Origin of the sequence: Achromobacter sp. RTa (assembly GCF_000757485.1) — a bacterium.
In the GTDB taxonomy this organism is placed as follows: domain Bacteria; phylum Pseudomonadota; class Gammaproteobacteria; order Burkholderiales; family Burkholderiaceae_B; genus Achromobacter.
Genome location: NZ_JPYO01000001.1, coordinates 35,211 through 54,116 on the forward strand (window position 1 = coordinate 35,211; position 18,906 = coordinate 54,116).

General features: G+C 65.0%; 19 protein-coding genes and 1 pseudogene. 9 read left to right on the forward strand and 11 right to left on the reverse strand.

Annotated elements, in window-relative coordinates; genetic code table 11:
• Positions 1 to 5: 5 nt before the first annotated feature.
• Entirely contained in the window at positions 6 to 1,982 is a 1,977-nt protein-coding gene (locus tag JL37_RS00180; RefSeq protein WP_043541170.1) for a long-chain fatty acid--CoA ligase, read from the reverse strand.
• Between the two features lie 169 nt (positions 1,983 to 2,151).
• Between JL37_RS00180 and JL37_RS00185 the strand changes: the two genes are divergently transcribed.
• From JL37_RS00185 to JL37_RS00195, 3 genes are all read left to right on the forward strand, one after another.
• The gene (locus tag JL37_RS00185; RefSeq protein ID WP_043541171.1) at positions 2,152 to 2,862 is read left to right on the forward strand and encodes a Crp/Fnr family transcriptional regulator; all 711 of its coding nucleotides are present in this window, start codon (positions 2,152 to 2,154) and stop codon (positions 2,860 to 2,862) included.
• A gap of 60 nt (positions 2,863 to 2,922) precedes the next feature.
• Positions 2,923 to 3,384, forward strand: coding sequence for a MarR family winged helix-turn-helix transcriptional regulator (locus JL37_RS00190; protein WP_043541173.1), 462 nt, complete (start codon positions 2,923 to 2,925; stop codon positions 3,382 to 3,384).
• Between the two features lie 141 nt (positions 3,385 to 3,525).
• Positions 3,526 to 3,951: an organic hydroperoxide resistance protein gene (locus JL37_RS00195; RefSeq protein WP_043541175.1), complete on the forward strand. Its 426-nt coding sequence runs from the start codon at positions 3,526 to 3,528 to the stop codon at positions 3,949 to 3,951.
• Between the two features lie 232 nt (positions 3,952 to 4,183).
• Here JL37_RS00195 and JL37_RS00200 read toward each other — a convergent pair whose 3' ends face one another.
• The 7 genes and pseudogenes from JL37_RS00200 to JL37_RS00225 all read right to left on the reverse strand — a co-directional run bounded on the left by JL37_RS00200 (position 4,184) and on the right by JL37_RS00225 (position 11,207).
• Positions 4,184 to 4,906: an ABC transporter ATP-binding protein gene (locus JL37_RS00200; RefSeq protein ID WP_043541176.1), complete on the reverse strand. Its 723-nt coding sequence runs from the start codon at positions 4,904 to 4,906 to the stop codon at positions 4,184 to 4,186.
• A gap of 18 nt (positions 4,907 to 4,924) precedes the next feature.
• On the reverse strand, positions 4,925 to 6,847 hold the full coding sequence (locus JL37_RS00205; RefSeq protein WP_043541177.1) for a branched-chain amino acid ABC transporter ATP-binding protein/permease: 1,923 nt from the start codon (positions 6,845 to 6,847) through the stop codon (positions 4,925 to 4,927).
• A 2-nt stretch (positions 6,848 to 6,849) separates the two neighbouring features.
• Positions 6,850 to 7,722: a branched-chain amino acid ABC transporter permease gene (locus JL37_RS00210; protein WP_043541178.1), complete on the reverse strand. Its 873-nt coding sequence runs from the start codon at positions 7,720 to 7,722 to the stop codon at positions 6,850 to 6,852.
• A 192-nt stretch (positions 7,723 to 7,914) separates the two neighbouring features.
• On the reverse strand, positions 7,915 to 9,078 hold the full coding sequence (locus JL37_RS00215; RefSeq protein WP_043541179.1) for an ABC transporter substrate-binding protein: 1,164 nt from the start codon (positions 9,076 to 9,078) through the stop codon (positions 7,915 to 7,917).
• A gap of 309 nt (positions 9,079 to 9,387) precedes the next feature.
• Complete coding sequence (locus tag JL37_RS00220) at positions 9,388 to 10,326, reverse strand: LysR substrate-binding domain-containing protein (RefSeq protein WP_043541180.1); 939 nt, start codon at positions 10,324 to 10,326, stop codon at positions 9,388 to 9,390.
• 52 nt (positions 10,327 to 10,378) lie between these two features.
• Positions 10,379 to 10,492 (reverse strand): annotated as a pseudogene (locus tag JL37_RS30800) (antibiotic biosynthesis monooxygenase); the annotation flags it as partial.
• Positions 10,493 to 10,574: 82 nt separating this feature from the next.
• Positions 10,575 to 11,207: a LysE/ArgO family amino acid transporter gene (locus tag JL37_RS00225; protein ID WP_043541181.1), complete on the reverse strand. Its 633-nt coding sequence runs from the start codon at positions 11,205 to 11,207 to the stop codon at positions 10,575 to 10,577.
• A 146-nt stretch (positions 11,208 to 11,353) separates the two neighbouring features.
• Between JL37_RS00225 and JL37_RS00230 the strand changes: the two genes are divergently transcribed.
• Positions 11,354 to 12,253, forward strand: coding sequence for a LysR family transcriptional regulator ArgP (locus JL37_RS00230; RefSeq protein WP_043541182.1), 900 nt, complete (start codon positions 11,354 to 11,356; stop codon positions 12,251 to 12,253).
• A 19-nt stretch (positions 12,254 to 12,272) separates the two neighbouring features.
• Positions 12,273 to 12,773, forward strand: a complete 501-nt coding sequence (locus JL37_RS00235) for a copper chaperone PCu(A)C (RefSeq protein ID WP_043541183.1) — start codon at positions 12,273 to 12,275, stop codon at positions 12,771 to 12,773.
• Positions 12,774 to 13,013: 240 nt separating this feature from the next.
• Here JL37_RS00235 and gdhA read toward each other — a convergent pair whose 3' ends face one another.
• Together gdhA and JL37_RS00245 are read right to left on the reverse strand one after the other, a co-directional pair.
• Positions 13,014 to 14,360, reverse strand: a complete 1,347-nt coding sequence (gene gdhA / locus JL37_RS00240) for an NADP-specific glutamate dehydrogenase (protein ID WP_043541184.1) — start codon at positions 14,358 to 14,360, stop codon at positions 13,014 to 13,016.
• A gap of 428 nt (positions 14,361 to 14,788) precedes the next feature.
• Entirely contained in the window at positions 14,789 to 15,400 is a 612-nt protein-coding gene (locus tag JL37_RS00245; RefSeq protein ID WP_043541354.1) for a LysE family translocator, read from the reverse strand.
• Between the two features lie 106 nt (positions 15,401 to 15,506).
• Between JL37_RS00245 and JL37_RS00250 the strand changes: the two genes are divergently transcribed.
• Positions 15,507 to 16,439: a LysR substrate-binding domain-containing protein gene (locus JL37_RS00250; protein ID WP_043541185.1), complete on the forward strand. Its 933-nt coding sequence runs from the start codon at positions 15,507 to 15,509 to the stop codon at positions 16,437 to 16,439.
• Here JL37_RS00250 and JL37_RS00255 read toward each other — a convergent pair.
• Positions 16,421 to 17,209, reverse strand: a complete 789-nt coding sequence (locus JL37_RS00255) for an exodeoxyribonuclease III (RefSeq protein WP_043541186.1) — start codon at positions 17,207 to 17,209, stop codon at positions 16,421 to 16,423. The two genes, JL37_RS00250 and JL37_RS00255, sit on opposite strands and share 19 nt — an antisense overlap.
• A 131-nt stretch (positions 17,210 to 17,340) precedes the next feature.
• On the opposite strand from JL37_RS00255, the gene pyrE reads away from it, so the two are divergent.
• From pyrE to JL37_RS29855, 3 genes are all read left to right on the forward strand, one after another.
• Entirely contained in the window at positions 17,341 to 18,027 is a 687-nt protein-coding gene (gene pyrE / locus JL37_RS00260; protein WP_043541187.1) for an orotate phosphoribosyltransferase, read from the forward strand.
• Between the two features lie 89 nt (positions 18,028 to 18,116).
• Positions 18,117 to 18,638, forward strand: a complete 522-nt coding sequence (locus tag JL37_RS00265) for a helix-turn-helix domain-containing protein (protein ID WP_043541355.1) — start codon at positions 18,117 to 18,119, stop codon at positions 18,636 to 18,638.
• On the forward strand, positions 18,623 to 18,906 hold a 284-nt coding region (locus JL37_RS29855), incomplete at its 3' end, for an IS3 family transposase (RefSeq protein ID WP_197064567.1). The genes JL37_RS00265 and JL37_RS29855, both read left to right, overlap by 16 nt.

An 18,906-nucleotide genomic window follows, 5' to 3' on the forward strand; every position in this document is an offset into this window, starting at 1 on the left:
GATCTCTACGCGGCTTTGGCGGTGATGGCGGGAAACGTCTTTACCGGGCGGATCTTCAGGTCCGCCGAGATCTTGCCGGTGCGTCCGTCTTCGAATTTCACTTCGGTCTCGATGAACTGCGATTGCTTGTCGCCATAGAGGGCGTCGATGAGCACGCCGTACTTCTGCGCGATGAAGGCGCGGCGCACCTTGCGCGTGCGGGTCAGCTCGTCGTCGTCGGGATCGAGTTCCTTGTGCAGGATGAGGAAGCGGCTGACCTGTGAGGCGGACAGCTTGGGGTCGGTGGCCAGGTCGGCATTGACCTGCTCCACGCATTCCGCGATCAGCTGGTAGACCTCGTCCTTGGATGCCAGGTCGGTATAGCCCGCGTAGGGCATGCCGCGGCGTTCGGCCCAGTTGCCCACGGCTTCCAGGTCGATGTTGATGAAAGCGCACACGTCGTCGCGGTTGGCGCCGAAAGCGACTGCTTCCTTGATGTGCTGGAAGAACTTGAGCTTGTTCTCGATGTACTTCGGCGCGAACAGGCTGCCGTTGGCGAGCTTGCCCACGTCCTTGGCGCGGTCGATGATCTTCAGCTGGCCGTCGGTGTCGAGATAGCCTGCGTCGCCGGTATGGAACCAGCCATCGGCGCTGCGCGCCTCGGCCGTCGCTTCGGGGTTGCGGTAGTACTCCTTGAACAGGCCGGGGCTCTTGACCAGGATTTCCCCGTTGTCGGCCACGCGGATCTCCACTCCCTGGACGGGCGGGCCCACGGTGTCGTCGCGCACCTGGCCGTCCGGCTGCACGCAGACGAACACGGAGGTTTCGGTGGAACCGTAGAGCTGCTTCAGGTTGATGCCGATCGAGCGGTAGAACACGAACAGGTCGGGCCCGATGGCCTCGCCCGCCGTATAGGCCACGCGCACGCGGCTCATGCCCAGCGCATTGCGCAGCGGGCCGTAGATCAGCGCGTTGCCCAGCGCGTAGCGCAGGCGGTCCCAGGCGCCGACGGGCTCGCCGTCCAGGATCCGCGTGCCGACGCGTCGCGCCAGCTTCATGCAGCGCGCGAAGAGCTTGCGCTTGATGAACCCGGCGTCTTCCATGCGGATCATCACGTGGGTCAGCAGGCCTTCCAGCACGCGCGGCGGCGCGAAGTAATAAGTGGGGCCGATGTCGCGCATATCGATCGCCACGGTGTCGGGCGATTCGGGATGGTTCACCGTGAAGCCGGTGACCAGCAGCTGCGTGTACGAGAACATGTTCTGGCCGATCCAGGCGGGCGGCAGGTAGGCCAGCACGTCTTCCTGATCGGTCAGCTTTTCCAGTTCGGACACGGCGCGCGCGCGGTCGATCAGCGCATGGTGAGTCAGCACGACTCCCTTGGGCTTGCCGGTCGTGCCGGAGGTGTAGAACATGGCGGCCGGGTCATGCGGCTGCACGGCCGCGATGGCGGCATCCAGGAAGCCGGGATGCTGGGCGGCATAGTCGGCGCCCAGGGCTTCCAGCTTTTCATAGGACATCAGCATCGCGTCGGTGTAGTGGCGCAGACCGCGCGGATCGTCGAACACCACGCTCTTCATGGCGGGGCACTGTTCGCGGATCTCGAGCATCTTGTCGACCTGCTCCTGGTCTTCGACGATGGCCACGCTGATCTCGGCGTCCTGCAGCACGTAGACCATTTCCTGGGCGACGGCGTCCTGGTAGAGCGGTACGGGAATCGCGCCCAGCGATTGCGCGGCCATCATGGCCATGTACAGGCGGGGACGGTTTTCGCCGACGACGGCCACGTGCATGCCGGGCAGGATGCCCAGCGCGGCGAGGCCGTGGGCGACGTGGCGGACATGCTCCGCCACTTCCGACCACGTAAGGGTTTGCCAGATCCCCAGGTCTTTCTCGCGTATCGCGGGCCGCGACCCACGAACCTTGGCATGCGTGAACAGCAGCGCCGGAAAGGTATCCGACGCCGCCGGCATCCGTGCGGATGCGGGCGGTGTATGTGCCACGTTGTCTCCTCCGGTTTGGGCGCATCGGGCCAGGAGTCCGCGCGGGCGGCAATGGCGATGAGGTGCTTGACCAGTTGGTTTTAGATTTACGGCAGGAGTTAAGGTATAAGGTTGGGTTGCTACCAACTGTCACCATCGCGACATTCAAGGACCTTTTAGGGTATTCCCGATGCAGCTATCCGATTCCCTGCAACTTGCCGCGGCCTGGTTTCGCGTGCTCGACCGCGAACAGCAAGCGCGCGTCGAGCGGGACCTTACCGTGCAGCAGGTTGCCGCCGGGTCGATCATAGAGCGCAAAGGCGAACTCGCACAGGCTTGGATCGGGGTGCTGGCCGGGCTCGTCAAGGTGTCGGTGGGCAATGCCGAAGGCAAGGTGGCGTCGCTGACGGGCGTTCCCGCGGGCGGATGGATCGGCGAAGGGTCGCTGCTCAAGCGCGAGGTCCGCAAATACGACATCGTTGCATTGCGGGACTCGGTGGTGGCGCGGCTGCCCGGCGCCACTTTCGACTGGTTGCTCGACACCAGCATCCCGTTCAACCGCTATCTGCTGCACCAATTGAACGAGCGCGTCGCGCAGTTCATCGGCAAGGCGGAGTACGACCGCCTGCTGGACCCGGACGCGCGCGTGGCCCGCTGCCTGGCCGAGCTGTTCAATCCTTTGCTGTATCCCGGCATGGGGATGCGCCTGACGATTACCCAGGAAGAAGTAGGCTATCTGGCCCGGGTGTCCCGCCAACGCGCCAACCAGGCGCTGCGCAAGCTGGAAGAGGCCGGCTTGCTGAATGTGGAATACGGCGCGGTCCGGGTGCTGGATCTGGACGGGCTGAAGCAATACGGGTCGGACCGCGGCGCGGCGGAGGCGGAGCAGGCAGGCTCCTAGGCAGGCCAGCCTCGAAAAAAAGCGCTTGACGATAAATAGTGCACTATTTAATATTGCGCAATGAAATCCAGATCCAAACCCAAAAGCGGATTCAACCCGCTGCTGCTGGACAGCCAGCTGTGCTTCGCCCTGTACTCGACCTCTCTGGCGATGAACAAGGTGTACCGCAAGCTGCTGCGCGATCTGGACTTGACCTATCCGCAGTATCTGGTGATGCTGGTGCTCTGGGAAGGCGACGGAATCACGGTGACGGATATCGGCGAGCGCCTGTTCCTGGATTCGGCCACGCTCACGCCGTTGCTCAAGCGGCTGGAAGCCGCGGGCCTGGTGAGCCGGCAGCGCGCCCAGGACGACGAGCGCCAGGTGATCGTGGCCTTGACCCGGGAAGGCCGCGATCTGCGCGACAAGGCGCTGGCGGTGCCCCAGGCCGTCTCTGCGGCGGCGCAATGCACGCTGGACGAGGCGCAGGACACCATGAAGGCCCTGCACGCGTTGCGGGAGAAGCTGGTCGACAGTCTTTGAGGCGGACGCTGGCGCTTGCCATCGTCCGGTCATTTAAATAGTGCGCTATATAATTGTGTGCTATTTTTTTGGTAAGGCCGAAACGGGGATTTTCCCGCCAGGCCAGGCAGTCCCCTTTCATCTTTCACAAGGAAACGCATCATGTCTATCGAAAAAGTGCTGTACCGCGCCCATGCGCATGTCACCGGCGGCCGTGAAGGCACGGGGGCCTCCGACGACGGCAACCTGAACGTCAAACTGACCACACCCAAGGAATTGGGCGGCGCCGGCGCGGCCGGCACCAATCCCGAGCAGCTGTTCGCGGTGGGCTATTCGGCTTGCTTCATGGGCGCCATGAAGTTCGTGGCAGGCCGCGACAAGATCGCGATGCCGCCGGACGCGACGATCGACGGCGCCGTGGGCATCGGCCCCATCCCCACCGGGTTCGGGATCGAGGTAGAGTTGAAGATCTCCCTGCCGGGCATGGACCGGGCGGAGGCCGAGAAGCTGGTGGCGGCGGCGCATATCGTCTGCCCGTACTCGAACGCCACGCGCGGCAACATCGATGTGACGCTGACGATAGTCTGAGCGGGCGCTGCGGCGGGGATGCCCGTCGCAAGCGCCTGCGGCAAGTGTCTGACACCCCGGTGGTAAGTGTCTGACACCCGTACGAGACGGCCGTCCGGCTGAAGCGGAGCTTCCCGGGTGTCTGACACCAACGAAAGCATGAACGCATCGGTGTCAGACACCCGGGAGGCGCCGGGGCAGGATGGAGCGCGTCTCGTACGGGTGTCAGGCACTACTTCCCCATCGGACGCCTTCAGTGGGATCCGCCCAGATAGGCCGCCACCACGGCCGGGTCATGCTTCAGCTTGTCCGCGCTCCCGTGCACGGAAATCCGGCCATTCTCCAGCACGTATCCATAGTCCGCTACGTTCAGCGCCGCGGCGGCGAACTGCTCCACCAGCAGCATCGTGACTCCCTCGTCCTTGAGGCGGGCGATGATCCGGAACACTTCTTCCACCAGAATCGGCGCCAGGCCCATGGAGGGTTCGTCCAGCAGCACCAGTTCGGGATTCAGCATCACGGCACGCGCCATGGCCAGCATCTGCTGCTCGCCGCCGGACAGCGTGCCGGCCAGCTGGTCGCGGCGCTCCTTCAGCCGCGGGAACAGGTCCATGGCGCGGCTCAGGTCGGCCTGCACATCGCCCTTGGGCCGGCTGCCCGTCAGGCGGGGAAATGCGCCCAGCAGCAGGTTGTCGGTCACCGACAGGGTCGGAAACACCCTGCGGCCCTCGGGCGAATGCGCCAGCCCCAGTCGCGCGATGCGGTGGGACTCGAGTCCGTCGATACGCCTGCCGCCCAGCGTGATCTCGCCGGCGGTGGGGCGGATCATTCCGGACAGCGCCCGCATCGTGGTCGTCTTGCCGGCGCCGTTGGAGCCGATCAGCGTCACTACCTTTGCCTTGGGCACGTCCATGCTGATGCCGTGCAGCACCTTCACCTTGCCGTAGCCCGCTTCCAGATTCTTGATCGATAGCATGTTGTCGTCCCCTTGGCGTCAGGCGGGCGCGCCGCCCAGATACGCCTCGATGACCTTGGCGTTGCTTTGCACTTCGTTGGGCAGGCCCTCGGCGATCTTCTGGCCGAAGTCCAGCACCGACACGGTGTCGCAGACTCCCATCACCACGTCCATATGGTGCTCGATGAGAATCAGCGTGATGCCATGGTCGCGCACCTTGCGGATGATGGCCAGCAGCTCGACGATGTCGGGCGCCGTCAGGCCGGCGGCGGGTTCGTCCAGCAGCAGCAGTTGCGGGTCCAGGGCCAGGGCGCGCGCGATTTCCAGCAGGCGCTGCTTGCCATAGGGCAGGTTGCGGGCTTCTTCGCTGGCCAGCGATTCCAGGCCGACGAACTCCAGCAGCGCCATGGCGCGTGCGCGGGCGCCCTGTTCCTCGCCCTTCCACTTCGCCGTGCGCAGCGCGATGCCGGCCAGTCCGGTGGTGAAGGTATGGTGCAGGCCGACCAGCACGTTCTCCAGCGCGGTCATTTCGCCAAAGAGCTGTACGTTCTGGAAGGTGCGCGCGACGCCTGCCTCGGCAATGTCCGCGGGCGCCAGGCCCACCAGCGACTTGCCCGAGAACTCCACCCCGCCGGCGGTCGGCACGTAGATGCCGGTCAGCACGTTCATCATCGTGCTCTTGCCCGAGCCGTTCGGTCCGATCAGGCCGTGGATGGTGCCGCGCTTCACAGTGAGGTCGACCTGGTTCAGCGCCTTCAGGCCGCCGAACTGCATCAGCACGCCCTTGACCGCGAGCAGGGTCTCGTCCTTGCCCTTGGCCGCGTCGGGCACCGCGTCTTCCGCCTTCACCAGGTCAGACTTGACCGTGAGCGCGCTGCGGCGGCCCGAGAAGAACAGGTTGCGCACGAAGCCCACGATGCCATCGGGCAGGTAGTACACGACGAAGAGGATCATGACGCCGAAGATCGTCAGGCGCCAGTCGGTGACGGCGTCGAGCCAGTACGCGAAGACCGTCAGGACGATGGTGCCGATCACGGGCACCGCCACGCGGCGCGGCTCGGCGCGGCCCTTGGAGACCGCGACGGCGCTGCCGGCCGTGACCAGGATGGCCACGCCCAGCGCGATCAGGCGGAAGGTCGAGATGTCGTCCAGCATCTTGGGCAGCAGCACGATGATGGAGGCGCCCAGCAGCGCGCCGGTGCGGCTCTTGCGGCCGCCCATGATGATGGCCAGCAGGAACAGGATGGTCAGTTCGAAGTTGTAGGTATTGGGCGAGATGTACTGTTCCGAGTACGAATACAGCGCGCCCGCCAGGCCGGCGAAGCCGGCACTGATCACGAAGGCGAACACCTTGTGCCGGTATACCGACACGCCCATGCAGTCCGAAGCGATCGGGCTGTCGCGCAGGGCTTCGAACGAGCGGCCCAGGTGAGACTTCAGGATGCGGTGCACGACGATCAGCGAAAGCACCAGCAGCGCGGCCACCAGCCAGAAGTACTCGCTCTTGGTCAGGATATGCCCGGCGATGGCCGGCTTGGAGATCTTGATGCCCATGGGACCTTCGGTAAGGAAGGTCATCTCGTTGATCAGGATCTGGATGATGGTGCCGAACGCCAGCGTCACCATGGCCAGGTACGGTCCGGTGACCCGCAGCGCGGGCAGCGCCAGCACCGCGCCGAAGACCGCCGCGATCAGGATGGCGGCCGGAAGGATGACCCAGATGGGCATCTGCAGATGGAAGAACAGCACGCCGGCCACATACGAGCCGATGCCGAACAGGCCGGCGTGGCCCAGCGATACCTGGCCGGTGTAGCCCACCACGATGTCGAGCCCGAACAGCAGGATCGCGTAGATCATGATCGTTTCGATCAGGTGGAGGTAGTACGTGTTGGTGACGCCCAGCGGCACGGCGGCCAGGCAGGCCACGGCCACGATGGAAAGCAGGAGGTGCAGGGGTTTCATCGTCACACCTTCTTGATCGCGGTCTTGCCGAACAGGCCGGCGGGTTTGAAGGTCAGGACGAGCAGCAGCAGGACCAGTCCAGGCACGTCTTTGTATCCCGTGGAAAGATAGAAGCCGGTGGTCGTTTCGGCGATGCCCAGGATCAGGCCGCCCACCACCACGCCCATGCCGCTGGACAGGCCGCCGATGATGGCGACCGCGAAGGCCTTCAGGCCCAGCACGGCGCCCATGGTGGCGCCGGTCAGCGTCAGCGGCGCCACCAGCACGCCCGCGAATGCGGCCATCAGCGACGACAGGGCGTATGAAAACGTGATCACCATGCCGGTGTTGATGCCCATGAGGCCGGCGGCGTCGCGGTCGTTCGAGGTGGCGACGAAGGCCTTGCCGTAGATGGATTTGCGGTTGAATAGCTCGACCAGCAGCATCATGGCCAGCGCGCCGAAGACCACCAGCAGCTCCATCGGCAGAACGTTGGCGCCCAGCACCTGGATCGGGGCCTCGGGCAGCGGCGAGGGGAAGCGCAGGTCGTCGCGGCCCCAGATGTTCTCGGCCACGTTCTTGAAGATGATGCCCAGCGCGATGGTGGCCATGATCCAGCCGAATTCCGATCGTGCCTTGATGGCGGGCCTGACGCCGACCCGCTCGACCAGCGCGCCCTGCGCGAAGCCGAAGATGCAGACGATGGGGATCATTACCCAGTAGTTCACGCCCAGGCCGACCAGCGTGAGGCCGACGAGCGCGCCGAGCATCAAGGCTTCGCCCTGGCCGAAGTTCAGCGTGCCCGACGTGGCGAAGGTGAGCTGGTATCCGAACGCGATGACGGCATAGATCATGCCCAGCGCGATGCCGCTATAGATGAGCTGTAGAAGAATCATGGTGTATGTGCGCAGCGCCGGCGTTGCGGTCCAGGCTGCGTGGGTAGAACGCGGTGTTTAGTTGTCCAGGGCGAAGCGCCACGGTCCGGCAAGGCCGCCCCGGTCCGGGCCGCGCGGAGCCGGCTATGCCGGTCCGCTGCGGCGGACCCCTTGGGGGGGAAGCGCCGTAGGCGCTTCCGGGGAGACGCTTTTCTAGTTGGCCTTGATGACGCGGCCGCCCTTGACTTCGCCGATGACCACTTCCTTGGCGGTGATCGCGTCGTGGTTGTCGTGGCTGAACGGCTTGTTGTAGGTCATCACCACGCCTTCCACGGGCGTTTGCAGGTTTTCCAGCGCCGCGCGGACCTTCGGGCCGTCGGTCGAGTCGGCCTGCTTGATGGCGGCCGCCAGCAGCAGGATCGAGTCATAGCCCTGGGCCGCCGATACGGCCGAGTCGATGCGGTCGTTCTTGGGCTTGAACTTGGCCAGGTAGGCGTCGATGAAGGCCTTGCGCTTGGGCGTGTCCGGATCCTGGATGAAGGTTTGCGGCATGCGCGCGCCTTCGCCGTTGGTGCCGGAGTTGTCGATGTAGTTCGCCATGGCCAGGGTCCAGCTGCCGACGATCGGCACCTTCCAGCCCAGCTTGGCCATGCCGTTGGCGATCTGCGCCAGTTCGGGGCCGATGCCGTAGGTCAGCACCGCTTCGGCGCCGGCCGACTTGGCCTTCAGCAGCTGGGCCGTCATGTCGACGTCCTTGATGTTGAATTTTTCAACCGCCACGGGCTTGATGCCCTTGGTCGCGAGCGCCTTTTCCAGGTCTTCGCGGCCCAGTTGGCCATAGTTGGTGGAGTCGGCCAGGATCGCGACCTGCTTGTAGCCGCGGCGGGTGATGGCTTCCTCGACGATCATCGGCGCCTGGATGCTGTCGTGGGCCGCGTTGCGGAACACGTAGTTGTCCGGATACTCGGGCGCCTTGAACTGGTGCGTGATGACGCTGCCGGTGGCGACGTTATTGAACACCGGGATCTTGGCGTCCTGGTAGAAGCGCTGCGAGGCCAGCGCCACGCCGGTGTTGATGTAGCCGACGGTGGCCGCCACCTGTTCCTTGTTGATCAGCTCCTGGGCGATCTGCACGCCGCGTTCGTTCTTGGCTTCGTCGTCGCGTTCCACCGCGATCAGCTGCCGGCCCAGCACGCCGCCGTTCTTGTTGATTTCTTCGATGGCCAGGCGCACGCCGTCACGCATGCTGACGCCCATGGAGGACGAACCTCCGGTGTAGGGGCCGGCGACGCCGATCTTGATCGGATCGGCTGCGTGGCTTGCGGCCATTGCGGCAAATGCGAGGGTTCCTGCTAGCAGCTTCAAACGAAAATCCATGAATGTCTCCGTTGTAATTGGTAGAACTGCGTGGAAAACCAAATGCCTGCGCCACGATGTCGCGGCGCTCTCCTGTGTTGCGTGTCGTGACTGTCTGCCCAATCGCTTACGCGAATCTGACCCGGCGGGGTTTTTCCGCGTAAATACCTAGTACGGATGCACGGGCTCCCGGTCATGCGCTGCGACGCAGCATGGGATGGAACGAAGGGAAGGGCGTGCGATGGAGGGCGCTGGGACAGCTGCGTTGGCGCATCCTAGCCAGCGCGGCGGAGGGTTGCGCGGAATTTCATTCCGCCCCTGGCTGGAAATTTATTCCTGGCCGGTCCGCAGCCCGCGTGGCCATTGGGCGGCCTGTTTGCACACCTCTTCCAGCCATAGGGAAAACGCTTGGCGCGCGCCGCCGGGCGGGCGCGACGTTTCGGTGCACAGGTAATACTGGGATTCGCCAGGAACCTCGATGTCCAGCACGCGCACCAGCTTGCCTTCGTCGAGCCACTCGGCGGCCAGGGTGCGGCGCGTGAGCGCGATGCCCTGGCCCGCGCGCGCGGCGTCCAGCATCATGCCCAGGTCGACCAGCCATACGCCGCGAGACGGTTCGGGCCAGTCCAGTCCGGCCGCGTCCAGCCAGGGCCGCCAGGGTTCCATCGGGCAGCGCAACAGTTGCGCCCGCGCCAGGTCCGCGGGCCGGCGGAAGGGGCCGTGCGCGTCCCGGTAGCCGGGCGCGCAGACCGCGAACGCCGGATCGCAAGTGAGAGGGCGGGTGTGCAGTCCGGGGTACTTGCCGCTGCCGAAACGGATCCAGACGTCCGCGTTCGGCGGCATGATGTCCAGGTAGGGGATGGACAGCATGATCTCCAGTTCCACGCCGGGATGGGCGGCGGTGAAGCTGGGCAGGTAAGGGATGAGGACCTGCCGGGCGAAGGTCGGCGTGGAAACCACGCGCAGCGGTTCCGGCTTGGGTTCGCGGCGCTTGTGCAGCGAGGCGTCGGACAGCAGGTCCAGCGCGGTGCGCACCTGTTCCAGGTATTCGCGCCCCGCCGAGCTGAGTGTCGCGCCCCGGCTGCTGCGGATGAAGAGGGAGACGTCCAGCAAGGCCTCCAGCGCCGCGATGCGCTTGCCGATGGCGCTGGCCGTGACGAAGAGTTCTTCGCTGGCCCGTTCGAAAGAGCCCAGGCGGGCGGCCGCCTCGAACGCCTGGATGGCGGCGAGCGGCGGCAGGCGCACGTCTTTGGGGGAAGGTCCGCGCATGATCGTCTGGCGGGCCGGCGATGCGCCCGACGAAATAGTGGCTAAGGGCCGATTATAAGGACGGCGGCTCCAGCCCTTCGCCGTACTGCCTGAGCACCTGGGAGATCGCCACCCGATACCCGTTCAGCCAGCGCGATTGCGCGGCCTTCGCCTGGAGGTGCGCGGGGGTGCCGGATGATGACGGGACTCCGGCAGGGGCGGCGGGGGGCGGCTGCGGAAAGGTCCGCGACGCCGCCTTGCCTATGTGTTCATACGCCCTTCAGCGCCAGGCTGACAGCCAGGGCGGCCATGACCACTGCGATGACGCCGTCCAGCACTCGCCACGCGGAAGCGCTGGCGAAGAATGGCGCGAACAGGCGCGAGCCGATTCCAAGCACGGCCAGCCACAGCAGGCTGGCCGTGAGCGCGCCGGCGGCGAATGCCATGCGGGCGTCCTCGAAGCCATGCGCCAGCGAGCCGACCACCACCATGTCCAGCCAGAAGTGCGGGTTCAGCAGCGAGAAGCCCAGCGCGCCCAGCATGGCGGCGCGGCGCGAGGGGACGACGTTGCGCGCGGCGGCCAAGCCGCCCGTGGCGGTCCAGGCGCGGCGGGCCGATTGCACGGCGTACCAGGACAGGAAGGCGACCCCGAACCACAGCACGGCGGTGGTGAGCCAGGGGAACCAGGAAGTCAGGGCTTGCAGGCCCGAGACGCTGGCGAAGATGAAGACGGCGTCGATCAACGCGCAGATCGCGACCACGCTGAGAAGATGCGCGCGCATCAGCCCCTGGCGCAGGATGAACGCGCTCTGCGCGCCCACGACGGCGAACAGGCCCAGCCCGGTGGCCGTTCCGCTGGCCCAGGCAGTGAGAAAGAGGGGGGATGACAACGTGGCGAACATGACCTGCACCTGTGCTGCAACGCCTGTGGCGGCGCTTTTATGACAACGCCGGGCGCTGTGGGCGCTCCGGCAACAAGCCATTTTCCCTTGCGGTCGATCTGAAATAAAGCTAATTTTCCTTCACTATCTTAAGCAAAGCTAATCTTATGAAATTGGATCATGGCAATCTGCGGGCCTTGGCTGCGGTGGTGCGGGAAGGCAGCTTCGAGCGGGCGGCGCTGTCGCTTAACGTGACGCCGTCCGCCGTGTCGCAGCGGATCAAGGCCCTGGAAGACCGGATGGGCCGCTTGCTGGTGCAGCGCACGGTGCCGGCGGTGGCCACCTCCGATGGCCAGGTGTTGGTCCGGCTGGCCGAGCAGACGGCGCTGCTGGAGCACGACGCCCTCAACCGGCTGGGGGTGGCGGACGACGACGTGCCCTACGCCAGCATTCCGGTGGCGGTCAATCACGACAGCCTGGAAACCTGGTTCGTGGACGCGGCCGTGCAGTTTTCGGCGCGCACCCGGGCTACGCTGGACATGCAGTCGGAAGACCAGGACCATACCGCGGCCCTGTTGCGCAACGGATCGGTCCTGGGCGCCGTGACCGCGCTGGCGGAGCCGGTCCAGGGCTGCCGCATCCACGCGCTGGGCAGCATGCGTTACGTGGCGACGTGCACGCCCGCGTTCCACAAGCGCCACTTCTCGCAAGGCGTGAACGCGCAGACGCTGGCGCAGGCGCCAGTGCTGGTGTTCAACCGCAAGGACGCCCTGCAGGCCCGTTTCGCGCATAAGATTTCGGACCCCGTGCCCTGGCAGCCGCCGGTCTGGTGGGTGCCGTCCACGCGGGCGTTCGTGCAGGCCACGCTGGGCGGGCTGGGCTGGACCATGAATCCCCTGCCGTTGGTGCAGGAGCACCTTGATGCAGGTCAGCTGATGCTGCTTCGCGGGCGCGCCTGGGAGGATGTGCCGCTGTATTGGCAGCATTGGCGGGTAAACTCCGAAGCGATGGAAGCCCTGACCGCTTCGGTTCTGTCAGCCGCCCGCAGCCTGGTCCGGCGGCGTTAACCCCTTAGGAGAACAACCCATGAACATCCGCAAGTTCGCTGTCATTGCCGCCTTGGGCCTGTGCACGGCCGGTACGGCTTGGGCGAAGGACTACAAGGTTGGCCAGATCGAAGTCGACGATCTCTGGGTGCGCGCTTCCGCGCCCGGCCAGTCCAATGGCGCGGGGTATATGGATATCGATAACGACGCCAAGGCCGAGGATCGCCTGCTGTCCGTCACGTCGGACGCCGCCGAGCGCGTTGAACTGCATACGGTGCAGACCGAGAATGGTGTGTCGAAGATGCGCCAGGTGGAAGGCGGCATCGCCTTGCCGGCCGACACCGAGGTCAAGCTGAGCCCGGGCGGCTACCACGTCATGTTCATCAAGCTGAAGGCCCCGTTCGCCGAAGGCGGCACGGTCCCGGCCACGCTGAAGTTCGAAAAAGCCGGCGAGGTCGCCGTGCAATTCAAGGTCAAACCGGCCTCGCACAATCCCGGCATGGACCACGGCGGCATGAACCACGGCGCGATGAAGCACTAGGCTGCCGCGGCGCTGTCGGCGTTGTCGGGTGGAGTCTGACACCCAGGGCACGTCCATGCACGCTGAAGCCCGTCTCACATGGGTGTCAGACACCTGGATACCCCGCTAGATCGCCCGCTTTGACGGGCATCTACCCACGAGGCAAGCCCTGCCCCAATCGGGGCCGCGCGGAGCCGGGCTCTGCCGGTCCGCAGCGGCGCCCCCCTGGGGGGGAAGCGCCTCCGGCGCTTCGGGGGGGGACTAGTACAGCCCCTGCTGACGCATCGCGTCGGCCACCTTCACGAAACCGGCGATGTTGGCGCCGTCCAGGTAGTTCACGTATTCGCGCTCGGTGTGGCCGTGGCGCACGCAGTTTTCGTGGATGTCGCGCATGATGGCGTGCAGGCGGGTGTCGACTTCCTCGCGCGTCCAGGCCAGGCGGGCGGAGTTCTGCGCCATTTCCAGCCCGGATACGGCCACGCCGCCGGCGTTGCTGGCCTTGCCCGGGGCGTACAGCACGCGGGCGGCGATGAAGGCCTTGGCGGCTTCCAGCGTGGCCGGCATGTTGGCGCCTTCGGCGACGCAGAGCACGCCGTTCTTGATCAGCGTTTGCGCATCATCCAGTTCCAGCTCGTTCTGGGTGGCGCAGGGCAGCGCCACGTCCACGGGCACGTGCCACGGGCGCTTGCCCTCTTCGTACTTCAGGCCGAACTGGCGGGCGTACGTGTCCAGGCGGCCGCGCAGGTCGTTCTTGATGTGCATCAGCGCGACCAGCTTCTCATGGGTGAAGCCGGCTTCGTCCACGACGGTGCCGTTCGAGTCCGACACGGTAACGACCTTGGCGCCCAGCGCCATGGCCTTCTCGATGGCGTATTGCGCGACATTGCCCGAGCCCGACACCGATACGCGCAGGCCGTCGAAAGAGCGGCCGACGCGCTTGAGCATTTCCTCGGCGAAGTACACGGTGCCGTAGCCGGTGGCTTCGGGGCGGATCAGGCTGCCGCCGAAAGTCAGGCCCTTGCCCGTGAAGACGCTGGCGGTCGAGTTGGACAGTTTCTTCATCATGCCGGCCATGAAGCCGACTTCGCGCGCGCCCACGCCGATGTCGCCGGCCGGCACGTCGGTGTCCGGGCCCAGGTGGCGATAGAGCTCGATCATCAGGGCCTGGCAGAAACGCATGACTTCGGCGTCGGACTTGCCCTTGGGGTCGAAGTCGGAACCGCCCTTGCCGCCGCCCATGGGCAGCGTGGTCAGCGAGTTCTTCAAGGTCTGTTCGAAGGCCAGGAATTTCAGGATCGACAGGTTCACCGAGGGGTGGAAGCGCATGCCGCCCTTGAACGGGCCGATGGCGGAGCTGTGCTGGATGCGGAAAGCGCGGTTGACCTGGGCGCGGCCCTGATCATCGGTCCAGCACACACGGAACTGGATGACGCGTTCCGGTTCCACCAGGCGCTCGAGCAGGGCGTGCTCGGCGTAGTGGGGGTGCTTTTCGATGAAAGGCCACAGGCTCAGCATCACCTCCTGGACGGCTTGCATGAACTCAGGCTGCTGCGGGTCGCGCGCGGCGACGCCACGCAGGAAGTCGTCCAGACTCTGCACTTTCAACATGATCTCCTCGGGGGTGCTTCGAATAGGTGCGGACTGCGCCGGACTGGGGCGCAAAAACACGGTTTTGGTGCAATTCCGCACCTGTATGGTGCGGAATTGTAGGGCTAAATTGTTGCCCTGCGCAAAGACGGAAAGTGCGCCATGGCCTTGATATCAAAGCTCTTTTTTTGCGTCAATAATTGGGGTCATATTAACGGGGAATATGCTGGATCCGGATGGAAAAAAGGCGGATTCCAGCGAACTCGCTTGAATTTCCTGGGGAAAATAATACGTCCCCAATTTATATCGGCGGAGATTCAAGGGGCTGGGAGCGAAGGCTGGCGTGGAAAGGCGGCCTTTGGAGGCCGGTTTGGCATCGGTCGGGCCGATAGTCCGCTTTTATGTGTCCCCAATTAAATATTTGAGGAAAGTCACGCGCCGGCAACACTTCATACCTGCGCAACCGCCAGCGCGCCGCCCAGCGCCATCAGAATGGCGCCCACCGCACGGTCGGCCGTTCTTTGATGGTCCAGCAGCGCCCGGCGCAGAAGCGCCGAGGAAATGGACCATGCGACGATGCTGAACCAGGTCCAATGCGCCAGCGACATGAACAGTCCATAGCCGAATTGCCGGCCCAGGGACGTGCCGGGAGACACCAGCTGCGTGTAGGTGCTGACCACGAACAGGGTGGTCTTGGGGTTGAGGGCGTTCGTCAAGAAACCGCTGTATAGCGACTGCCATCCGGAGACCGCCGGGCGGTCGGACAGATCGCGGTCGACTTGCGAGCGGTTGAAGAAGGTTTTCCACCCCATGTAGACCAGGTAGCAAGCGCCCGCCAGCTTGATGCCCTGCAGCACGGATTGCGCATAGTGCGCGAGCAGGCTCACGCCGAACATCGTATAGAACACGTGCACCTGGACGCCGAGCGCGATGCCGGCGGCGCAAACCAGGCCGGTGCGCCGGCCGAACAGATAGCTATAGCGCGTGACCATGGCGAAATCCGGTCCCGGGCTGATGACGGCAAGAACGGTGATGAGGGCGACGGCAATCAGTTCGGTCATGGCCAGGCAGGAGTGCGTAGAGGGGAACGGCATTGTGTGCTGCTGGCGCGTGTCGGAAAAACGATTTTTAATGCCGGGTATCCGTCAGAAAAAATCACTGATCGTCATGAAGCTCCCACCCCTCAATACCTTGCGCGTTTTCGACGCCGCCGCTCGCCATCAGGCATTCGGCAAGGCGGCCGAGGAACTGCATGTGACGCATGGAGCCGTCAGCCGTCAGATCAGGTTGCTGGAGGAGAACTTGGGGCTGGCCCTTTTCGAGCGCCGCAACAGGGGTGTTTTCCTGACCGATCCAGGGCGGCAGCTGTTCGAGTTGACCCGGTCCCTGTTCGAGCAGTTGGCGGCCGGGCTGGCGACGCTGCGCCAGCCCGTGGCCGACGCGCCGCTGGTGTTGTCCTGCGAGCCCACCATCGCCATGATGTGGCTGATCCCGCGGCTGCCGGACTTCCAGCGCGCCCATCCTGGCGTGCAGGTGCACCTTTACGCAGCGGGCGGTCCCCTGGACTTCGCGGCTCAGGGGGTGGACGTGGCGCTGCGCCGCAATGACTTCGAATGGGATGCCGCCTTGCATGCGGAGCGGGTGTGCGAGGAATGGACCGGGCCCGTATGCAGGCCGGGCCATCCCGACGCCTCAGGCGCCGGGATGGCGGACGATGGCTGGGCCGGCGCCCCGGCGCTCGGCAGCGCGACGCGGCCCCAGGCGTGGCGGCAATGGTCCCAGGCTTCCGGCAGGAAACCGCCGAAGCGCGCGGGCGCGGTCTACGAGCATTTCTACCTGAGCCTGCAGGCGGCCGCGGCGGGCCTGGGAGTAGCGATCGGATCCGCGCTGATGGCGTGCGACGCGGTGCGCGACCGCCGGTTGGCGGCGCCTTGCGGGTTCGTCCAGGACGGTTCGGCCTATTTCCTGCTGTCGCCGCGGCCTTGCACGGAGGATCCCCGGGCGGCCGCGTTCCTGGCGTGGCTGAGGCGGGAGGCGGCAGCGTCGCTGAGCGAAGCCTCGGCGGCCCGGCCCCGGCCGGATCAGAGTTCGGCGTCGTAGTCGATCGTCAGCGGAGCGTGGTCCGAGAAGCGCTCGTCCTTGTAGATGGCCACGCTGCGGGCTTTTGCAGCGATGCCCGGCGTTGCGATCTGGTAATCGATGCGCCACCCGACGTTCTTGGCCCAGGCCTGGCCGCGGTTGCTCCACCAGGTGTATTGATCGGGCCGTTCGTCGATGGTGCGGAACACGTCCACGAAGCCGCGTTTGTCGAAGACATCGGTCAGCCAGGCTCGCTCTTCCGGCAGGAAGCCCGAGTTCTTCATGTTGCCCTTCCAGTTCTTCAGGTCGATTTCCTTATGGGCGATGTTCCAGTCGCCGCAGATGATGAACTCGCGGCCGGTGGTCCGGTGCTCGTGCATCAGGCTATCGATCCAGGGGCCGAAACGGTCCAGGAAACGGTACTTTGCCTGCTGCCGCTCGTCGCCGCTGGAGCCCGACGGCAGGTAGGCGCTGATCACCGACAGGTTCTTCCAATCGGCGCGGATGATGCGGCCTTCAGGGTCGAATTCCTCGCAGCCCAGGCCGGTGTGCACGCGTTCGGCCGCGTTGCGCAGGTAGATGCCGACGCCGCTGTAGCCCTTTTTCACCGCATGGTGGAAATGGCCGGTGTAGCCGGGCGGGTGGCGCAGGTCCTCGGTGAGGTCGTCATGGGCGATCTTGATTTCCTGCAGGCAAAGCACGTCCGCGGCATGCTTTTCCATCCAGGGTTGCAGGCCCTTGCGGAAGGCGGACCGGATTCCGTTGAGATTGATAGACGTGATGCGCAGCAAAGCAGGACTCCTGTAGGGCGGCCGCGAGGGCCGGACAATGCCAGGAATTTAACCGACTCGGCGCCGATGCCCGGGAAAGGCCCTGACAACGGATAAAATGCCAGCGTTTGCCATCTACCGGATTCTTTCGCATGCCCGCCGCCCATTCCTCCGCCACTGCCCTCGATTTCGTCCGTTTCGCCTTGAACGAGGGCGTGCTGCGCTTTGGCAGTTTCAAGGTCAAGTCGGGCCGTATCAGTCCCTATTTCTTCAATGCGGGCCTGTTCAACAGCGGCCGCTCGGTCGGCAAGCTGGCGCAGTTCTACGCCCAGGCGCTGCTGGATTCGGGCGTGGAGTTCGACATGCTTTTCGGCCCGGCCTACAAGGGCATTCCGCTTGCCACGGCGACGGCCGTCGCGCTGGCCGGCCATCCGGACATGCAGGGCCGGGGCGACGTGCCCTTTGCCTATAACCGCAAAGAGGCCAAGGACCACGGCGAGGGCGGCACGCTGGTGGGCGCGCCGCTCAAGGGCAAGGTCGTCATCATCGACGACGTGATCACCGCAGGCACGTCGGTGCGCGAATCGGTGGAGATCATCCGCGCCGCGGGCGCCGAGCCTGCCGCCGTGCTGATCGCCATGGACCGCATGGAGCGCGCGGGCGCGGACGACGCGCTGTCGGCCCATTCCGCCGTGCAGGACGTGGCGAAGACCTACGGCATTCCGGTAGTGGCGATCGCCTCGTTGGCGGACATCCTTGCCTTGCTGCAGGACGACGCATCGTTCGCCGAGCACCGCGATTCCGTGCTGGCCTACCGGACGAAGTACGGGGTGCAATAAGCCGGCGCGCCGGCTCACGAAAAAAAGCCAGGAGTTTCTGAACTGCCCCCCGAAAGTTGGATATTGATCCAACCTTCGGGGGTTTTTACATGGCGAAGTACAACGAGCAGTTCAAGTTAAAGGTGGTTCGGGAGTGTTTGAAGGGCACTGAGAGTGGTCGTTCGGTGGCGGCGCGCCACGAACTGCACCATTCGCTGGTCCGAGGATGGGTCGAGAGGTATCGCGTACATGGCTTGGCGGGTCTACGCCGGCAGTCAGGTACGTATAGCGCAGCCTTCAAGCAGTCGGTGTTGCGCAAGATCCGCGACCAAGGGCTATCCGACATCCAGGCCGCGACACTGCTGGGGATCCGCAGTTCAGGTCATATTGCGAAGTGGCGTGCCCAGTATGATGCTGGGGGTATAGAGGCGTTGGCGCGCAAGCGCCCAGGAGCAAGCATGCCCCACAAATACCCCCCCGAGCCCGTGTCCAAGGACATGACCAAGGAAGAACTTCTCGAGGAAGTTGCGAACCTGCGAGCGGAGTTGGACTACCTAAAAAAGCTCGATGCCTTGATCGAAGCGGAAAAGACCAAAGCGCTCGTTGGAAAGCGCAAGTGGTCCAAGGATTGAGGCATAAGCATCCGCTGGAACGACTGCTGCGTGTGGCCGAGCTGTCACGCAGCACGTTCTACTACCACCTGAAGATGCTGGACGCCGCCGACCCGTACGCTGAGCTAAAGCAACGTATCGGCGCGATCTTCGCGCGTCATAAGGGCCGCTATGGCTACCGCCGTATCACGGCGGTTTTGCGCCAGGCAGGTGATCTGGTGAACCACAAAACGGTGCAGAAACTGATGCAGGCATCGGGCTTGAAGTCGCTTGTGCGCGCCAAGAAGTA